Source organism: Nonomuraea sp. NPDC000554 (assembly GCF_040300065.1).
Classification (GTDB): Bacteria; Actinomycetota; Actinomycetes; order Streptosporangiales; family Streptosporangiaceae; genus Nonomuraea.
In genome coordinates this window covers 455,443-468,825 of the sequence record NZ_JBEPDC010000002.1, presented here as the reverse complement: position 1 = coordinate 468,825, position 13,383 = coordinate 455,443, and the positions used below count along the sequence as shown (strand labels likewise).

The following is a 13,383-nucleotide window of genomic DNA, read 5'->3' as shown; positions in this document are numbered from 1 at the left end:
ATTGGGGCGCCTTTTCGGCACCGACGGGGTACGTGGGGTCGCGGGTCGCGACCTCACCGCCGAGCTCGCCATGGACCTCTCGGTCGCGGCGGCTCACGTCCTCGGCGATGCAGGCGCGTTCACCGCTACCGGGCGCCGCCCGGTAGCGGTCGTAGGCCGGGACCCGCGTGCCTCGGGAGAATTTCTCGAGGCCGCCGTGGTCGCCGGCCTCGCGTCGTCTGGAGTGGATGTGCTGCGCCTCGGCGTGCTGCCCACCCCGGCCGTCGCCCACCTCACGTCCGCGCTCGGCGCCGACCTCGGCGTCATGCTGTCGGCGTCGCACAACCCGGCGCCCGACAACGGCATCAAGTTCCTGGCGCGCGGCGGCTTCAAGCTGTCCGACGCGGACGAGGACGAGATCGAGCGGCGGCTCGGCGAGGAATGGAGCTTTCCCGTCGGCTCGGCGGTCGGGCGCGTCCGCGACGCGTACGGCGAGGCCGACCGCTACATCTCGCACGTGCTGACCAGCATCGACGGCAGGCTCGACGGCCTCGACATCGTCGTCGACTGCGCCCACGGCGCCGCCCACATGGTGGCCCCCGAAGCGCTGGTGCGTGCCGGGGCCAGGGTCGAGGCGATCGGCGCGAGGCCCGACGGCCTCAACATCAACGCCGGGCACGGCTCCACCCATCTCGACAAGCTGCAGCAGATCGTGGTCTCGCGCGGCGCGGACCTCGGCATCGCCTACGACGGCGACGCCGACCGCTGCCTCGCGGTTGACCACACGGGCGCGATCGTCGACGGCGACCAGATCATGGCGATCCTCGCGGCCGCCATGCACGCCGAGGGCACGCTGGCCAAGGACACCGTGGTCGCGACCGTGATGTCCAACCTGGGTTTCAAGCTGGCGATGCGCGACGCGGGCATCAACGTGATCGAGACCGCGGTGGGCGACCGCTACGTGCTGGAGCGGATGAAGTCCGACGGCTACAACCTGGGCGGCGAGCAGTCGGGGCACGTCATCATGCTCGACCACGCCACCACGGGCGACGGCCTGCTCACCTCGCTCCACCTGCTGTCGGTGGTGGCGGCCTCGGGCAGGTCGCTCAGAGAGCTGGCGGCCGTCATGACCCCGCTGCCGCAGATCCTGATCAACGTCAAGGACGTCGACAAGGCCAAGTCCACGGCGTCCGAGCTCACGGCGGCCGTGGCTGAGGCCGAGGCGGAGCTCGGGGAGACGGGCCGCGTCCTGATCAGGCCGAGCGGCACCGAACCGATGATCCGCGTCATGGTCGAGGCCTCCTCGGAGGACCAGGCCACCAAGGTCGCGGAACGCCTCGCGGACGTCGTCCGCGCCGCCTGCGTCTGACTTCCGGCCCGGCCTGCACCAGGCAGCTGCGTGCAGGCCGGGACGTCGGCGGGCTACTCGTCGCCCGTGAGGGAGAACGCGCGCAGGCGCTGTCCGGCCCAGAAGACGGCGACGACGGTCACGATCACCAGGGCCGGGATCGCGAAGCCGAGAGTGACGTCGGCCTTCAGGAACGGCGAGTCGGAGACCTGGTCGGCGATCGACTGGGCCCACTGCTGGATGGAGAAGTCCTTGGCCCCGCGTACGAGGTTGCCGATGAGGCCCTCCCAGACCAGGGCGTAGATGATGCCGATCGTCACCGCGTGGCGGGTGATCACCCCCAGCAGGAGGAAGACGGCGGCGTAGGCGATACCCGCTACCAGGGCGCCCAGCGCGTAGCCGGGGGCGATGCCGTCCTCGTTCCCCACCAGCAGCCAGGCCGCGACGTACGTCGGGACCGCGGCGAACACCGCCAGCAGGGACGCCGCCACCAGGAACTTGGTCTGGGCGATGGCGGGGCGGGAGATCGGCTTGGACATCAGGTGGATGATCGTGCCGTCGTCGATCTCGGGGGCGATCACGCCGGTGCCGGTGATGAGGCCGAGCAGCGGCAGCATGGTGCTGATGGCGAAGTTCTGCATCAGCATCCAGGCCGAACGCTGGTCGTCGTTGCCCGTCAGGCGGAGCAGCAGGGCCAGGCCGATCAGCGCGAGCGGAAGCAGGATCAGCAGGACGATCCGGCGCCTGCCGAGCAGTGCCCGGTAGGTGATGCCGGCAACGACTGTGTTCATGGCCTCACTCCGTTCGGCGGCTCGGTCGCTGAGGTCCGGCGTCTTCCTTCGTCGCTGTGGTCGCTTCGCTCCCGCCGCTCCTCTGTCCAGACGCCGGCGCTCCCTCGCGGGTTCATGGCCTCACTCCGTTCGGCAGCTCGGTCGCTGGGGTCCGGCGTCTTCCTTCGTTGCTGTGGTCGCTTCGCTCCCGCCGCTCCTCTGTCCAGACGCCGGCGCTCCCTCGCGGGTTCATGGCCTCACTCTGTGAGGCGGCTGGGGGGCGGTGGGTCGGCATCAGGTGCTCCGGGTGATCAGGTAGGCGAAGACGCTTTCGAGGTCTTCGTCGGCGGGGGAGACCTGGTGCAGGCTGATCCCTTCTGCGCGGGCGACGCGCGGCAGCAGCCAGGCGAAGCGCCGGTACTCGACGGCGCGCACCTCCAGCCCGTCGGGGCCGAGTTCCACGCCGCCCGCCGAGCTGTCGACGATCAGGGCGGCGGCGAGCTTCCTGTCGTCGCTGGAGCGGATCCTGAACAGGTGGGGCCTGTCGGTCATCAGCCGGCGGATCTCGCGGAAGTTGCCGGACGCCGCGTGCCTGCCCGCCACCAGGACCTCGATGTGCTGGGCGACCCGCTCGACCTCCTCCAGGATGTGCGAGCTGAACAGGATGGTCTTGCCCGAAGCCCCCATGGAGCGGATGAGGTCCATCAGGTGCATGCGCTGGCGCGGGTCCATGCCGTTGAACGGCTCGTCGAGCAGCAGCACGGGCGGGTCGTGGACGAGCGCGGCGGCGACCTTCACCCGCTGGCGCATGCCCTTGGAGTAGGTCTCGACGCGGCGGTCCTTGGGTTCCTCCATCTCGACCGTGGCCAGCGCCTTGCGGGCGGCTTCGACAGGGTCGGGCAGGCCGTGCAACCTGGCCGCCGACAGGACGAACTGCCAGCCAGTGAGGAAGCCATACACTCCCTCCCGCTCCGGCACGAGACCGATATTTCGGTAAACGTGGTGGTTCTTCCAGACCGGTTTGCCGTCCAGCGCGACCGTGCCGCCCGACGCGGGCAGGAAGCCCGACATCATGTGCAGCAGCGTCGACTTGCCGGCGCCGTTGGGGCCGAGCAGGCCGGTGACACCCGGGCCGATGGTCATCGTGACGTCGTTGACGGCCACCACGTTGCCGTACCAGCGCGAGACCTGGGAGAGCTCGATCTTCATCGCGAGGCCGCCTTCCGGTAGCGAAGCGCGAGGACCGCCGCCGCGACGGCGACCAGCACGACCACGATGACGGCGGGGACGGGCCCGGGCGGGTAGCCGCCCTCGGAGTTGGGCGTGGTGCCGAACAACCACACCTGCACGGCGTCGACCAGCCAGAACGGGTTGATCAGCCAGGCCCACCTGGCCGCGGCGTCGTTGCCGGTGGAGAGCAGCGTCGCGTAGATGACCGGGACGGACGCCGACGCGAGCAGGTACACGGCGATGACCGAGGCGACCCCCAGCCCGCGCCTGGGCGTCAGCGAGGCGAGCGCCAGCCCGAACGACGACAGCAGGACGGACAGCACCGCCGCCATCGCCAGCGCGCCCAGGTACTCCTTGGTCTGCGGCGGGCCCTTGAGGTCCACGAGCAGCTCGCCCACGTAGATCAGCGTCAGCGGGACGGAGACCAGCAGGAACAGCGCCGCCGTCATGGCCACGACCTTGGCGCCGACGTACTCGCCGATCGTGACGGGACGCGACAGGTACAGCGGCAGCACCCGGTAGCGCAGGTCGGGAGCCACCACGGTGGGCGCCTGCGAGGCCAGGAAGATCGCCAGGACGGGCTGCATGAAGACGGCGAACCCGCTGTAGCTCATCCCGCGCTGCTTCATCAGGGCCATCATCGCGACGGACACCACGGCGGGCAGCAGCATGATGGCGCCCAGGGCGAACGGCATGATCTTGCTGCGCGCAGTGCGTCCGAGGCCGAAGATGCCGCGCAGGCTGTGGACGGCGAGCGCCCGCGAGGAGTAGCCGCGGCCGTGCCGGGGGCCGTCGTAGTGGCGGTAGCCGATGTCGTAGATCTCAGACACGCTCGGCCTCCTCCCTGAAGACGTCCTCGATGCGGTGGCGGCCCTGCTCCAGGCGGATCAGGCACAGGTCGAGGTCGACGGTGGCGTCGCGGATGGCGTCGAACGTCTCGGGCCCGAGCACCTTGACGAGCAGCAGGCGCCCGTGCGGGGTGACGGTCTGGCCCAGCTGCGCCAGGCGGTCCGCCAGCGGCTGCGTGCCCTCCTCCACCTCGACCGTGACGGTCTGGGTCGACTGGGTGAACTCGGCGATCGCGGACGAGCGCAGCAGCCGCCCGGCGTCGATCACGACGACGTGGTCGCAGATGCGTTCCAGCTCGCCGAGCAGGTGGGACGTGACGAGCACGCTGATGCCGAACTCGGTGCCGATGCGCCTGATCAGCATGAGCATCTCGTCGCGTCCGCGCGGGTCGAGGCCGTTGGTGGGCTCGTCCAGGAAGATCAGTTTGGGGTCGTGCACGAGCGCCTGGGCCAGCTTGACCCGCTGCTTCATGCCCGTGGAGTAGCCGCCGATCGCTCGGTAGCGCTCTTCGGCCAGGCCGACGTGGCGCAGCACGTCGGCGGCGCGTTCGCGGGCCGCCGTGCGCGGCAGCCCGGACATCTGGGCGAGATGGACGACGAACTCGGTGGCGGACACGTCGGGCGGCAGACAGTCGTGCTCGGGCATGTAGCCGACACGGCGGCGGATCTCCGGGCCCTGCTCGGTCACGTCCAGGTCGAGCACGCGGGCGCTGCCCGCGGACGGCGGCAGCAGGCCCAGCATGATCTTGATCAGCGTCGACTTGCCCGCGCCGTTCGCGCCGACCAGCCCGGTGACGCCGGGACCGACGCTGACCGTGAGCTGGTCGAGCGCGGTGACGGTCGGGAAGCGTTTGGTCAGCCCCTCGGTCGCGAGGATGTGCATGATCCGGACCCTACCCGCAGGTGTGACCGTCCGGCCTCGTTCAAAGGGATGAACGGCGTCCTACCTGAGGCCAGAATCTGCGCTGGACCATCAGCGTCACGGTGCCGGAGATGATCATCCCGAGGATGTTCAGCGCGAGCTGCGCGACCGAGCCGGGAACCTCCTTCCAGTCGCTCAGCGCGAGCGCGACCGCCACGTACCCGGCGGCGGGGACCGTGGTGACCGAGATGAAGACGCCGACCAGCGCGGACGACTTGCCCGCCGTGACCGACAGCACCCCGGCCGCGCCCGCGAGCAGCGCCACGATGAACGACCAGCGGTCGGGCTTGACGATGAACTGGACCTCCGCGTTGATCCGCAGGTTGTGCAGGTCGATCCACCCCAGCCAGTACGAGACCAGCGCGCAGGCGAACGTCACCGCGATCCCGGCCGCGAAGCCGAGGACGAGCGTCCTGAGGGACGTGGTGACCAGTCGCCACCTGCCGCCCAGGAGACCGAAGCAGATCGCCGCGATCGCGCCGAACTCCGGGCCGAGCACCATCGCGCCGACGATCAGGATGGGCGAGTTCTGCAGCACGGCGATGCCGGCGAGCTGGGTCGCGATGGCCATGAACGCCAGGTACGCCCAGGTGATCCGGGAGTCGGCGCGCACCTTGTGCGCGAACTCCTCCCAGATCACCGCGTCGTCGGGCTCGCCGGGGGCCTTCTCGACGGCCTCCTCCGCCACCTTGGACAGCGCGAGGTCGACCTGCTCGATGGCGATCGACCCCTCCTCTTTCAGCCACTTGAGCCGGTCGATCACCTCGTTGCCCGACTCGCGCGCCGCGTCGCAGAGGATCAGGTCGCCGCTGGGCTCGCGCGCCGCGCCCGGCACGATGACGATGTTGGTGACGCCGGGGCAGTCGTCCAACACCGCTGCGACCTCGTCGGTGCGGGCGGGCGGGCTGATCAGTCTCAAATGGAGCACAAGCCCCATTGTCGACTATCGGATATTGATGATCTGTTGACCACCGTCCGGGAGGCTTGTCCCATGACGACGTTCACCTGCCACGGTCAGGACGAGGAATGCTGGTTCGCCGACATCGACGACCAGGGGTGCGCGGGCCGGTTCGCGAGCTATCTGTTCGAGGAGACGTTCAGGTTCGGCGAAGCCGTACCCGCCTGACCGAGTGGTCACGCCCCTTCTGCAGGACGAGGTCGGCCCGGCCGCGGGTGGGGGCGATGTTCTCGACCAGGTTGCGCTCGTTGATGTCCCGCCAGACGTTGACCGCGAACTCCGTCGCCTCGTCGTAGGAGAGTTCGGCGATGTACTTGAAGTACGACTTCGGGTCCTCGAAGGCGGTCCGGCGCAGCTTGTGGAAGCGGTCGACGTACCAGGTCCTGACGTCCTCCACCTTGGCGTCGACGTAGATCGAGAAGTCGAAGTAGTCGTTGACGGCCAGGGCCGTGGGCGGGGCGGGCTGGAGGACGTTGAGCCCCTCGATGATCAGGATGTCGGGGTTCTTCACGAGCTGGGTCTCGCCGGGGACGATGTCGTACTCGAGGTGGCTGTAGATCGGGGCCCGCACCTCGGGCATGCCCGCCTTCACCTCGGCCACGAACCGCACCAGCGCCCTGCGGTCGTAGCTCTCGGGGAAGCCCTTGCGGTGCATGATCCCCTTGGCCTCCAGTACCGCGTTCGGGTAGAGGAAGCTGTCGGTGGTGATCAGTTCGACGTGCGGATGCTCGGGCCAGCGGGCCAGCAGCGTGTGCAGCAGCCGCGCGGTCGTCGACTTCCCGACCGCGACGCTGCCCGCGATGCCCAGGACGTACGGGACGCGCTGCTCCGGGTGCTCGAGGAACGCGCTCAGCACGCTGCTGCGCTGCTTGGATCCGGTGAAGTGCAGGTTCAGCAGCCGGGTGAGAGGAAGGTAGATGTCGGTGACTTCAGTGAGGTCGATGGGGTCGTCGATGCCGCGCAGCTCTTCCAGCTCTTCTGCGGTGAGAGTCAAGGGCGTGTTCTTGCGGAGTTCGCTCCACTGCTCCCTGCTCAGTTCCACGTAGCCGTTTGTCACCTAGGCAGCGTAGCGACGCGCGGCGAACCGCCCCTCGGCCGGGTCGCGCCCGCCGTCCGTCCACAGCCTGTGGACAAAATCGTGGGATTGCCGACACCCAGTTCGGGGAATGCCTATTCTTTCGCACCTCCGAAGCGGCGAAACCCGGGATGCGGCACGGCGTTCGGAGCTACCGTTCCGGCAGGAGTGGCCTGGGAGGTCTCGTGGACCGTCGTCGCTTTCTCGCCGCCGCCGTGGGTTTCGCAGGGCCGTTCGCCGGGGTCGCCTGCGCCGGGGTTCAGGGCGGGGTCAGACCGGTGACCGGCTACGGGCGGCTGCGGGCGGTGGCCGACCTGCGTGACGGGAAGGTCCGCCTGCACCTGCCCGACGGGTTCAGCTACCGGTCCTTCAGCGCGACGGGCGAGAGGTTCTCCGACGGGTCCACCGTTCCGGGCAAGCACGACGGGATGGCCGCGTTCCGCGGGCCTCGTGGGGCCGCGATCCTGGTCAGGAACCACGAGGTCGGCGGGCCGGTGGGGGCGTTCGGCGACCGGGCGGGCGCCTACGACCCGATGGCGGGCGGCGGCACGTCCACACTGCACGTCACCCGGTACGGCGAGGTCGTCACCAGCAGGCCCTCGCTGAACGGCACCATGCTCAACTGCTCGGGCGGCCCGATGCCGTGGGGGGCGTGGGTGAGCTGTGAGGAGACCGTCAACGGGCCCGACGTGGGCGACGACTCCTCCGGCGGCGACAACGCGAAGCTGACCGAGAAGCACGGCTACATCTTCGAGGTGCCGATCGGGCGGGCGTCCAGCGGCAGGCCGATCAGGTCCGCCGGCAGGTTCCCGCACGAGTCGGCGGCGTTCGACCCCGCGAGCGGCGCCCTCTACCTGACCGAGGACAACTTCGCGTTCGCGTCCGGCTTCTACCGGTATCTGCCGCCGCGCAACCCGCTCAAGGCCGGGCACATCCTCGACGGCGGCAGGCTGCAGATGCTCGCCGTGCGCGGGGCTCCCCGCACGGACCTGTCCGCCGGGCAGCAGCCGGGGGCCGCGTACGAGACGGCGTGGGTGGACGTCGACGACCCCGACCCGGACTTCCCCGGCAGGCCGTCCAACAAGCGGGCCGTCCAGGCGGTGGGCAGGCAGGGACGGGCCAAGGGGGCGGCGATCTTCTCCAGGCTGGAGGGCGCCGTGTACCACCAGGGCACCGTGTACTTCGTCTCGACCCAGGGCGGGGCCACCGCGGCGGGCGACAGGCCGCCCTCCGGGTTCGGCAAGGGGCGCGGGCAGGTGTGGGCGTACGAGACGTGGAGCGGGCGGCTCAGGCTCGCGTACGAGTCGCCCAGGTCGGCCGTGCTCGACCTGCCCGACAACGTCACCGTCAGCCCGAGGGGGACCCTGGTGCTGTGCGAGGACGGCGACGGCGCCAACTACCTGCGCGGCCTGACCCGGCGCGGCGAGATCTTCGACTTCTGCAGGCTGGAGCCGGTGCCCGGCGACCCGGGCGCGGAGTTCGCGGGCGCCACGTTCGGCCCCGGCGGGCTGACGCTGTACGTCAACGTCCAGTCCGCGGTGGGGCGCTCGTTCGCCATCTGGGGCCCCTGGGAGAAGGGCGCCTTCTGACCGTAGCCTTGGATGATGATCCTGGGCATCGGTGTGGACGTGGTGGACATCGACCGGTTCGGCAGATCGCTCGAACGCACGCCTAATCTGCGCGAACGGCTGTTCACGGAGGGCGAGCGGCCGTTGCCGGTGCACTCGCTGGCGGCCAGGTTCGCCGCCAAGGAGGCCGTGGCCAAGGCGCTGGGCGCGCCGAAGGGGCTCGCCCACCTGGAGGCCGAGGTGCGCTGCGACGCGAACGGCAAGCCCGAGCTGCACGTCTCGGGCAAGGTCGCGGAGGTCGCCTACGGGCTGGGCGTCAAGCGCTGGCACGTGTCTCTCAGCCACGACGCGGGCGTGGCCGTGGCCTACGTGATCGCGGAGGGATAGCTTCTGATCATGCGTACCGCGTACACGGCCGACCAGATCAGGGCGGCGGAACAGGCGCTGATGGCCAGGCTGCCGGAGGGCGCGCTCATGCAGCGGGCCGCCGCCGGGCTCGCCGCCGTCTGCGCGCCCCTCCTCGGACGGGTGTACGGCTCGCGCGTCCTGGTGCTGGTCGGCAGCGGCGACAACGGCGGCGACGCCCTGTACGCCGCGGCCAGGCTGGCCCGGCGCGGGGCCAGGGCCGAGGCCGTCCTCGCCGGGTCGAGGACCCACCAGGCGGCGCTGGAGGCGTTCCTCGCCGCCGGGGGCCGGGTCGCCGACGCCCACGCGATCGAGCACGCGGACCTGGTCATCGACGGCCTGGTCGGCATCGGCGCGGCGGGCGCGCTGCGCGAGCCGTACGCGGGGCTGGCGGCCGCCGCCAACGCCGCGCCCGCGATGGTGGTCGCCGTGGACGTGCCCAGCGGCGTGGACGCCGGAACCGGGGTCGTCGAGGGGGCCGCCATCGAGGCCCAGGTGACCGTGACGATGGGCGCCTACAAGACCGGCCTGCTCGTCGATCCCGGGGCCGCGCACGTGGGCGCGGTCGAGCTGATCGACATCGGGCTCGGGCCGTACCTGCCCGATCCGGACGTCGCCGCCCTCACCCACGGCGACATGGACGTCCTGCTGCCGCGTCCGGCAGGCGAGTCCGACAAGTACCGCAGGGGTGTGCTCGGCGTCGCGGCGGGCAGCGACCTGTACACGGGCGCGGCCGTGCTGGCGGTCGGCGGGGCGCTGCGGGCGGGCGCCGGGATGGTGCGCTACGCCGGGCCGAGCGCGCCGATCGCGCAGGTGCGCTCGCACTGGCCGGAGGCCGTCGTCACCGAGCTGGACCACCCGTCGATCGCCGAGGTCGGACGGGTGCAGGCGTGGGTGCTCGGTCCGGGGCTCGGCACCGGTGACTGGGCGCACGAGCTGGCCGCCCAGGTGCTGGCCAGCGACGTGCCCGTGCTGGTCGACGCCGACGCGCTCACCCTGGTCGCCAGGGACAGGGGGCTGCTCCGGCGTGCCGCGCCCGTGCTGATCACGCCGCACGCGGGCGAGCTGTCGCGGCTGATCAGGGCCGACCGCGACCAGATCGAGGGACGCAGGCTGGAGCACGCCCGCCGGGCGGCGGCGGAGCTGGGCGTGACCGTGCTGCTCAAGGGGTCCACCACGGTCGTGGCCGAGCAGGACAGGCCGGTGCGGGTGAACGGGACGGGCACCTCGTGGCTGGCCACGGGCGGCACGGGCGACGTCCTGTCGGGGGTGGCGGGCTCGCTGCTGGCGCAGGGGCTGAGCTGCTACGACGCCGGATCGTGCGGCGCGTACCTGCACGGGCTGGCGGGACGCGTCGCGGCCTGCGGCGCCCCGCTGACGGCGGCCGACGTGGCGGCGGCGCTGCCCTCGGCCATCCGCGCGGTGAAGGCGGGAGGCGGCGCGCGATTCGCGCTCGACCACGTCGGCGAGCTGCCAAACTAGAGGGATGTACTCCCCGAAGGCGACGCCCGCCGAGGCCCGCGTGGATCTGGCCGCCATCAGGCACAACGTCGCGCTCCTCAAGGAGCACGCGGCCGGCGCCGAGCTGATGGGTGCCGTCAAGGCCGACGCCTACGGCCACGGTCTGGTCCCCGCCTCGAAGGCCGTCCTGGAGGGCGGCGCGAGCAGGCTCGGCACCGCCTACATCAGGGAGGCGCTGGCGCTGCGCGAGGCGGGCGTCACCGCGCCGGTGCTGTCGTGGATCATCACTCCGGGCGAGCCCCTCGACGAGGCCCTGGAGGCCGACGTCGAGCTGTCGGCGGCCGACGAGGGCCTGCTCGACGAGATCGCCGCAGCCGCCCGCCGCACTGGGCGCACCGCCCGCATGCACCTCGAAGCCGACACCGGCATGAGCAGGGGCGGCGCGCCGCTGGCCGCCTGGCCGGGCCTGGTGGCCAGGGCGCTGGCGCTGCGGGCCGAGGGCGTCGTGGAGATCGTCGGGCTCTGGTCGCACTTCGCCTGCTCCGACCTTCCCGGCCACCCCTCGATCGAGCTGCAGATCGACGCGTTCGACACCGCGCTGAAGCTGGCCGAGCAGGCGGGCGCGGGCGGGTCTCACGTGATCAGGCACCTCGCCAACTCCGCCGCCACCGTCACGCTGCCACGCGCCCGCTACGACATGGTCCGCACGGGCATCGCGATGTACGGGCTCAGCCCCATCCCCGAGCTCGGCGACTTCGGGTTCGTCCCGGCGATGACGCTGGTGGCCAGGGTCGCGCTGGCCAAGCGGGTGCCCGAGGGCTCGGGCGTCTCCTACGGGCACCTGCACGTCACCGACCGCGAGACCACGCTCGGGCTGGTGCCGCTCGGGTACGCCGACGGGATCCTCCGGCACGCGACCGGGCGGGCCGAGGTGCTGGCGGGGGGCCGTCGAAGGCCGGTCACCGGCCGGGTGTGCATGGACCAGTTCATGATCGACATGGGCGACGACCCGCTGCGGGCGGGCGACGAGGTGGTCCTGTTCGGGCCGGGAGGGGAGGGGGAGCCGACCGTTCAGGAGTGGGCGGATACCCTCGGCACGATTACGCATGAGATCGTGACCAGGATCGGTTCGCGGGTGCCGCGGGTGTACAAGGGATCGGGGACATGACGACGACAACACGGCAGAAGGTCGGGATCGCGGGCGCGATCGTCGGTGCCGCGTCGGCAGGCGTCGCGGCGGCCGCGCTGGCCAAGCGTTACGCGGTGGGCCGGATCAGGCTCCGTCCCGACATCGAGGCCAGTGAGCCGTTCGGCGAGTTGCGCGGCAGGGAGCGCACGCTGGTCACCTCCGACGAGATGGCCCTGCACGTCGAGATCGACGGGCCGGAAGACGCGCCGCTGACGATCGTGTTCTGCCACGGTTACTGCCTCAGCCTGGAGTCCTGGCACTACCAGCGCAGAGACCTGCGCGAGAACTACCGCATGGTGCTGTGGGACCAGCGTTCGCACGGCAGGTCCCAGCGCGGCACCGCCGCCGACAGCACCATCGACCGGCTGGGCGACGACCTGGCCGAGGTGATCGAGCGGTTCGTGCCCGGCCCCTGCGTGCTGGTCGGCCACTCCATGGGCGGCATGACGATCATGGCGCTCGCCGACCGGCATCCCGAGCTGTTCGGCGACAAGATCCGCGCGGTGTCGCTGATCTCCACGTCCGCGGGCAAGCTGGCCGAGCTCACGCTGGGCCTGCCCGCGCTGGTGTCGAAGGTCGTGCACAAGGTCGCCCCCACGACGGTCTCGATGCTCGGCAGGCGCGGCGCGCTGGTCGACCGCACCAGGAGCGTGGGCAGCGACATCGCCTTCCTGATCACCCGGTACATGGGCTTCGGCGACTCGAAGAACGTCAGCCCCACCCTGGTCGACTTCGCCGAGTCGATGATCCGGGCGACCCCCACCGAGGTGATCGCCGACTTCTACCCCGCCCTGATGAACCACGACAAGCTCCAGGCCCTCGACGTCCTCGCCCCGGTGCCGACGGCGATCCTGGTGGGCGCCAAAGACTGGCTGACCCCGCCGGAGCACAGCGCGGCGATCGCGGCGGCGTTGCCCGACGCGCAGCTCACCGAGGTCCCCGACACCTCCCACCTGATCCAGCTCGAGCGTCCTGGCGTGGTGAACGACGCGCTGCGCGAGCTGATCAAGCGGGTGGAGCTGTGATGGACAGGCTCGCGACAGCCGACGAGATGCGGGCGTACGGCACTCGGCTGGCCGCGCGGCTGCGCCCCGGTGACCTGGTGGTCCTGTCGGGGCCGCTGGGCGCGGGCAAGACCACGCTGGTGCAGGGCATCGCCGAGGGGCTCAAGGTACGCGGCCCGATCACCTCGCCCACCTTCGTGATCGCCAGGGTCCACCCTTCGCTGGGGGACGGGCCGCCGCTCGTCCACGCCGACGCCTACCGCCTCGGCGGCGACCTGGAGGTCGACGACCTCGACCTCGACGCCTCGCTGGAGGAGTCGGTGACGGTCGTCGAGTGGGGCGAGGGCTTGGTCGAGGGGCTGTCGGAGGACCGCCTGGAGATCCACATCGACCGCGAGTCCGGCGACGACGCCCGTATCGTGACCCTGCGCGGCATCGGCCCGCGCTGGGCTGAGACGGGGGCTGAGACGGGGGCCGACACGCCGTCTGATCCGGCCGAAGAGTAAAACCCGCGCCATCGCCGGGTCTGGCTGGCACCCTTGACGTACCCGGCCATTGATATGAAACATGATCATTGGCTGGGGTTCGCCCGGATTTTCTGGGTATCAGGAGGGGCAGCATCCCAA

The 13,383-nt window shown here is 71.0% G+C and carries 14 protein-coding genes; 8 read left to right on the top strand and 6 right to left on the bottom strand.

Annotation, left to right across the window (positions count from 1 at the left end):
• Position 1 precedes the first annotated feature (1 nt).
• Positions 2 to 1,348, top strand: a complete 1,347-nt coding sequence (gene glmM, locus ABT294_RS06105; RefSeq protein WP_350803905.1) for a phosphoglucosamine mutase — start codon at positions 2 to 4, stop codon at positions 1,346 to 1,348.
• Positions 1,349 to 1,401: 53 nt separating this feature from the next.
• Here the strand turns inward: glmM and ABT294_RS06100 are convergent, their stop codons facing one another.
• From ABT294_RS06100 to ABT294_RS06080, 5 genes are all read right to left on the bottom strand, one after another.
• Positions 1,402 to 2,118 (bottom strand): ABC transporter permease, encoded by a 717-nt coding sequence (locus ABT294_RS06100; RefSeq protein WP_350803904.1) that lies wholly within the window; start codon positions 2,116 to 2,118, stop codon positions 1,402 to 1,404.
• A gap of 273 nt (positions 2,119 to 2,391) precedes the next feature.
• Positions 2,392 to 3,306, bottom strand: coding sequence for an ABC transporter ATP-binding protein (locus ABT294_RS06095; RefSeq protein WP_350803902.1), 915 nt, complete (start codon positions 3,304 to 3,306; stop codon positions 2,392 to 2,394).
• Positions 3,303 to 4,157, bottom strand: a complete 855-nt coding sequence (locus tag ABT294_RS06090) for an ABC transporter permease subunit (RefSeq protein WP_350803901.1) — start codon at positions 4,155 to 4,157, stop codon at positions 3,303 to 3,305. Before ABT294_RS06090 ends, ABT294_RS06095 begins: the two co-directional genes overlap by 4 nt.
• Positions 4,150 to 5,058, bottom strand: a complete 909-nt coding sequence (locus tag ABT294_RS06085; protein WP_350803900.1) for an ABC transporter ATP-binding protein — start codon at positions 5,056 to 5,058, stop codon at positions 4,150 to 4,152. The genes ABT294_RS06090 and ABT294_RS06085 overlap by 8 nt, the downstream gene beginning before the upstream one ends.
• Before the next feature lie 40 nt (positions 5,059 to 5,098).
• Positions 5,099 to 6,034 (bottom strand): DUF389 domain-containing protein, encoded by a 936-nt coding sequence (locus tag ABT294_RS06080; RefSeq protein ID WP_350803898.1) that lies wholly within the window; start codon positions 6,032 to 6,034, stop codon positions 5,099 to 5,101.
• Positions 6,035 to 6,088: 54 nt separating this feature from the next.
• Here ABT294_RS06080 and ABT294_RS06075 point away from each other — a divergent pair, with 54 nt between their 5' ends.
• On the top strand, positions 6,089 to 6,223 hold the full coding sequence (locus tag ABT294_RS06075) for a hypothetical protein (RefSeq protein WP_350803896.1): 135 nt from the start codon (positions 6,089 to 6,091) through the stop codon (positions 6,221 to 6,223).
• On the opposite strand, the gene coaA is transcribed toward ABT294_RS06075, so the two are convergent.
• Positions 6,195 to 7,097: a type I pantothenate kinase gene (gene coaA / locus ABT294_RS06070; RefSeq protein WP_350803973.1), complete on the bottom strand. Its 903-nt coding sequence runs from the start codon at positions 7,095 to 7,097 to the stop codon at positions 6,195 to 6,197. The genes ABT294_RS06075 and coaA overlap by 29 nt on opposite strands.
• A 218-nt stretch (positions 7,098 to 7,315) precedes the next feature.
• Here coaA and ABT294_RS06065 point away from each other — a divergent pair, with 218 nt between their 5' ends.
• Genes ABT294_RS06065 through tsaE form a run of 6 tightly spaced genes read left to right on the top strand, consistent with a single transcriptional unit; the run spans position 7,316 to position 13,263 of the window.
• Positions 7,316 to 8,719 (top strand): PhoX family protein, encoded by a 1,404-nt coding sequence (locus tag ABT294_RS06065; protein ID WP_350803895.1) that lies wholly within the window; start codon positions 7,316 to 7,318, stop codon positions 8,717 to 8,719.
• Between the two features lie 15 nt (positions 8,720 to 8,734).
• Positions 8,735 to 9,085: a holo-ACP synthase gene (locus ABT294_RS06060; RefSeq protein ID WP_350803894.1), complete on the top strand. Its 351-nt coding sequence runs from the start codon at positions 8,735 to 8,737 to the stop codon at positions 9,083 to 9,085.
• 9 nt (positions 9,086 to 9,094) lie between these two features.
• Entirely contained in the window at positions 9,095 to 10,585 is a 1,491-nt protein-coding gene (locus ABT294_RS06055) for an NAD(P)H-hydrate dehydratase (protein ID WP_350803892.1), read from the top strand.
• Positions 10,586 to 10,589: 4 nt separating this feature from the next.
• Complete coding sequence (gene alr / locus ABT294_RS06050) at positions 10,590 to 11,732, top strand: alanine racemase (RefSeq protein WP_350803891.1); 1,143 nt, start codon at positions 10,590 to 10,592, stop codon at positions 11,730 to 11,732.
• Positions 11,729 to 12,778 (top strand): alpha/beta fold hydrolase, encoded by a 1,050-nt coding sequence (locus ABT294_RS06045; protein WP_350803889.1) that lies wholly within the window; start codon positions 11,729 to 11,731, stop codon positions 12,776 to 12,778. Before alr ends, ABT294_RS06045 begins: the two co-directional genes overlap by 4 nt.
• Positions 12,778 to 13,263, top strand: coding sequence for a tRNA (adenosine(37)-N6)-threonylcarbamoyltransferase complex ATPase subunit type 1 TsaE (gene tsaE / locus ABT294_RS06040; protein WP_350803887.1), 486 nt, complete (start codon positions 12,778 to 12,780; stop codon positions 13,261 to 13,263). The genes ABT294_RS06045 and tsaE overlap by 1 nt, the downstream gene beginning before the upstream one ends.
• Positions 13,264 to 13,383 lie beyond the last annotated feature (120 nt).

What these genes read in the sequence shown, in the direction of transcription:
- tsaE (WP_350803887.1), top strand. Translation starts at nt 12,778, where the DNA reads ATGGACAGGCTCGCGACAGCCGACGAGATGCGGGCGTACGGCACTCGG.
- alr (WP_350803891.1), top strand. Translation starts at nt 10,590, where the DNA reads ATGTACTCCCCGAAGGCGACGCCCGCCGAGGCCCGCGTGGATCTGGCC.
- ABT294_RS06100 (WP_350803904.1), bottom strand. Translation starts at nt 2,118, where the DNA reads ATGAACACAGTCGTTGCCGGCATCACCTACCGGGCACTGCTCGGCAGG.
- ABT294_RS06045 (WP_350803889.1), top strand. Translation starts at nt 11,729, where the DNA reads ATGACGACGACAACACGGCAGAAGGTCGGGATCGCGGGCGCGATCGTC.
- ABT294_RS06075 (WP_350803896.1), top strand. Translation starts at nt 6,089, where the DNA reads ATGACGACGTTCACCTGCCACGGTCAGGACGAGGAATGCTGGTTCGCC.
- ABT294_RS06055 (WP_350803892.1), top strand. Translation starts at nt 9,095, where the DNA reads ATGCGTACCGCGTACACGGCCGACCAGATCAGGGCGGCGGAACAGGCG.
- ABT294_RS06095 (WP_350803902.1), bottom strand. Translation starts at nt 3,306, where the DNA reads ATGAAGATCGAGCTCTCCCAGGTCTCGCGCTGGTACGGCAACGTGGTG.
- ABT294_RS06060 (WP_350803894.1), top strand. Translation starts at nt 8,735, where the DNA reads ATGATCCTGGGCATCGGTGTGGACGTGGTGGACATCGACCGGTTCGGC.
- ABT294_RS06080 (WP_350803898.1), bottom strand. Translation starts at nt 6,034, where the DNA reads ATGGGGCTTGTGCTCCATTTGAGACTGATCAGCCCGCCCGCCCGCACC.
- ABT294_RS06085 (WP_350803900.1), bottom strand. Translation starts at nt 5,058, where the DNA reads ATGCACATCCTCGCGACCGAGGGGCTGACCAAACGCTTCCCGACCGTC.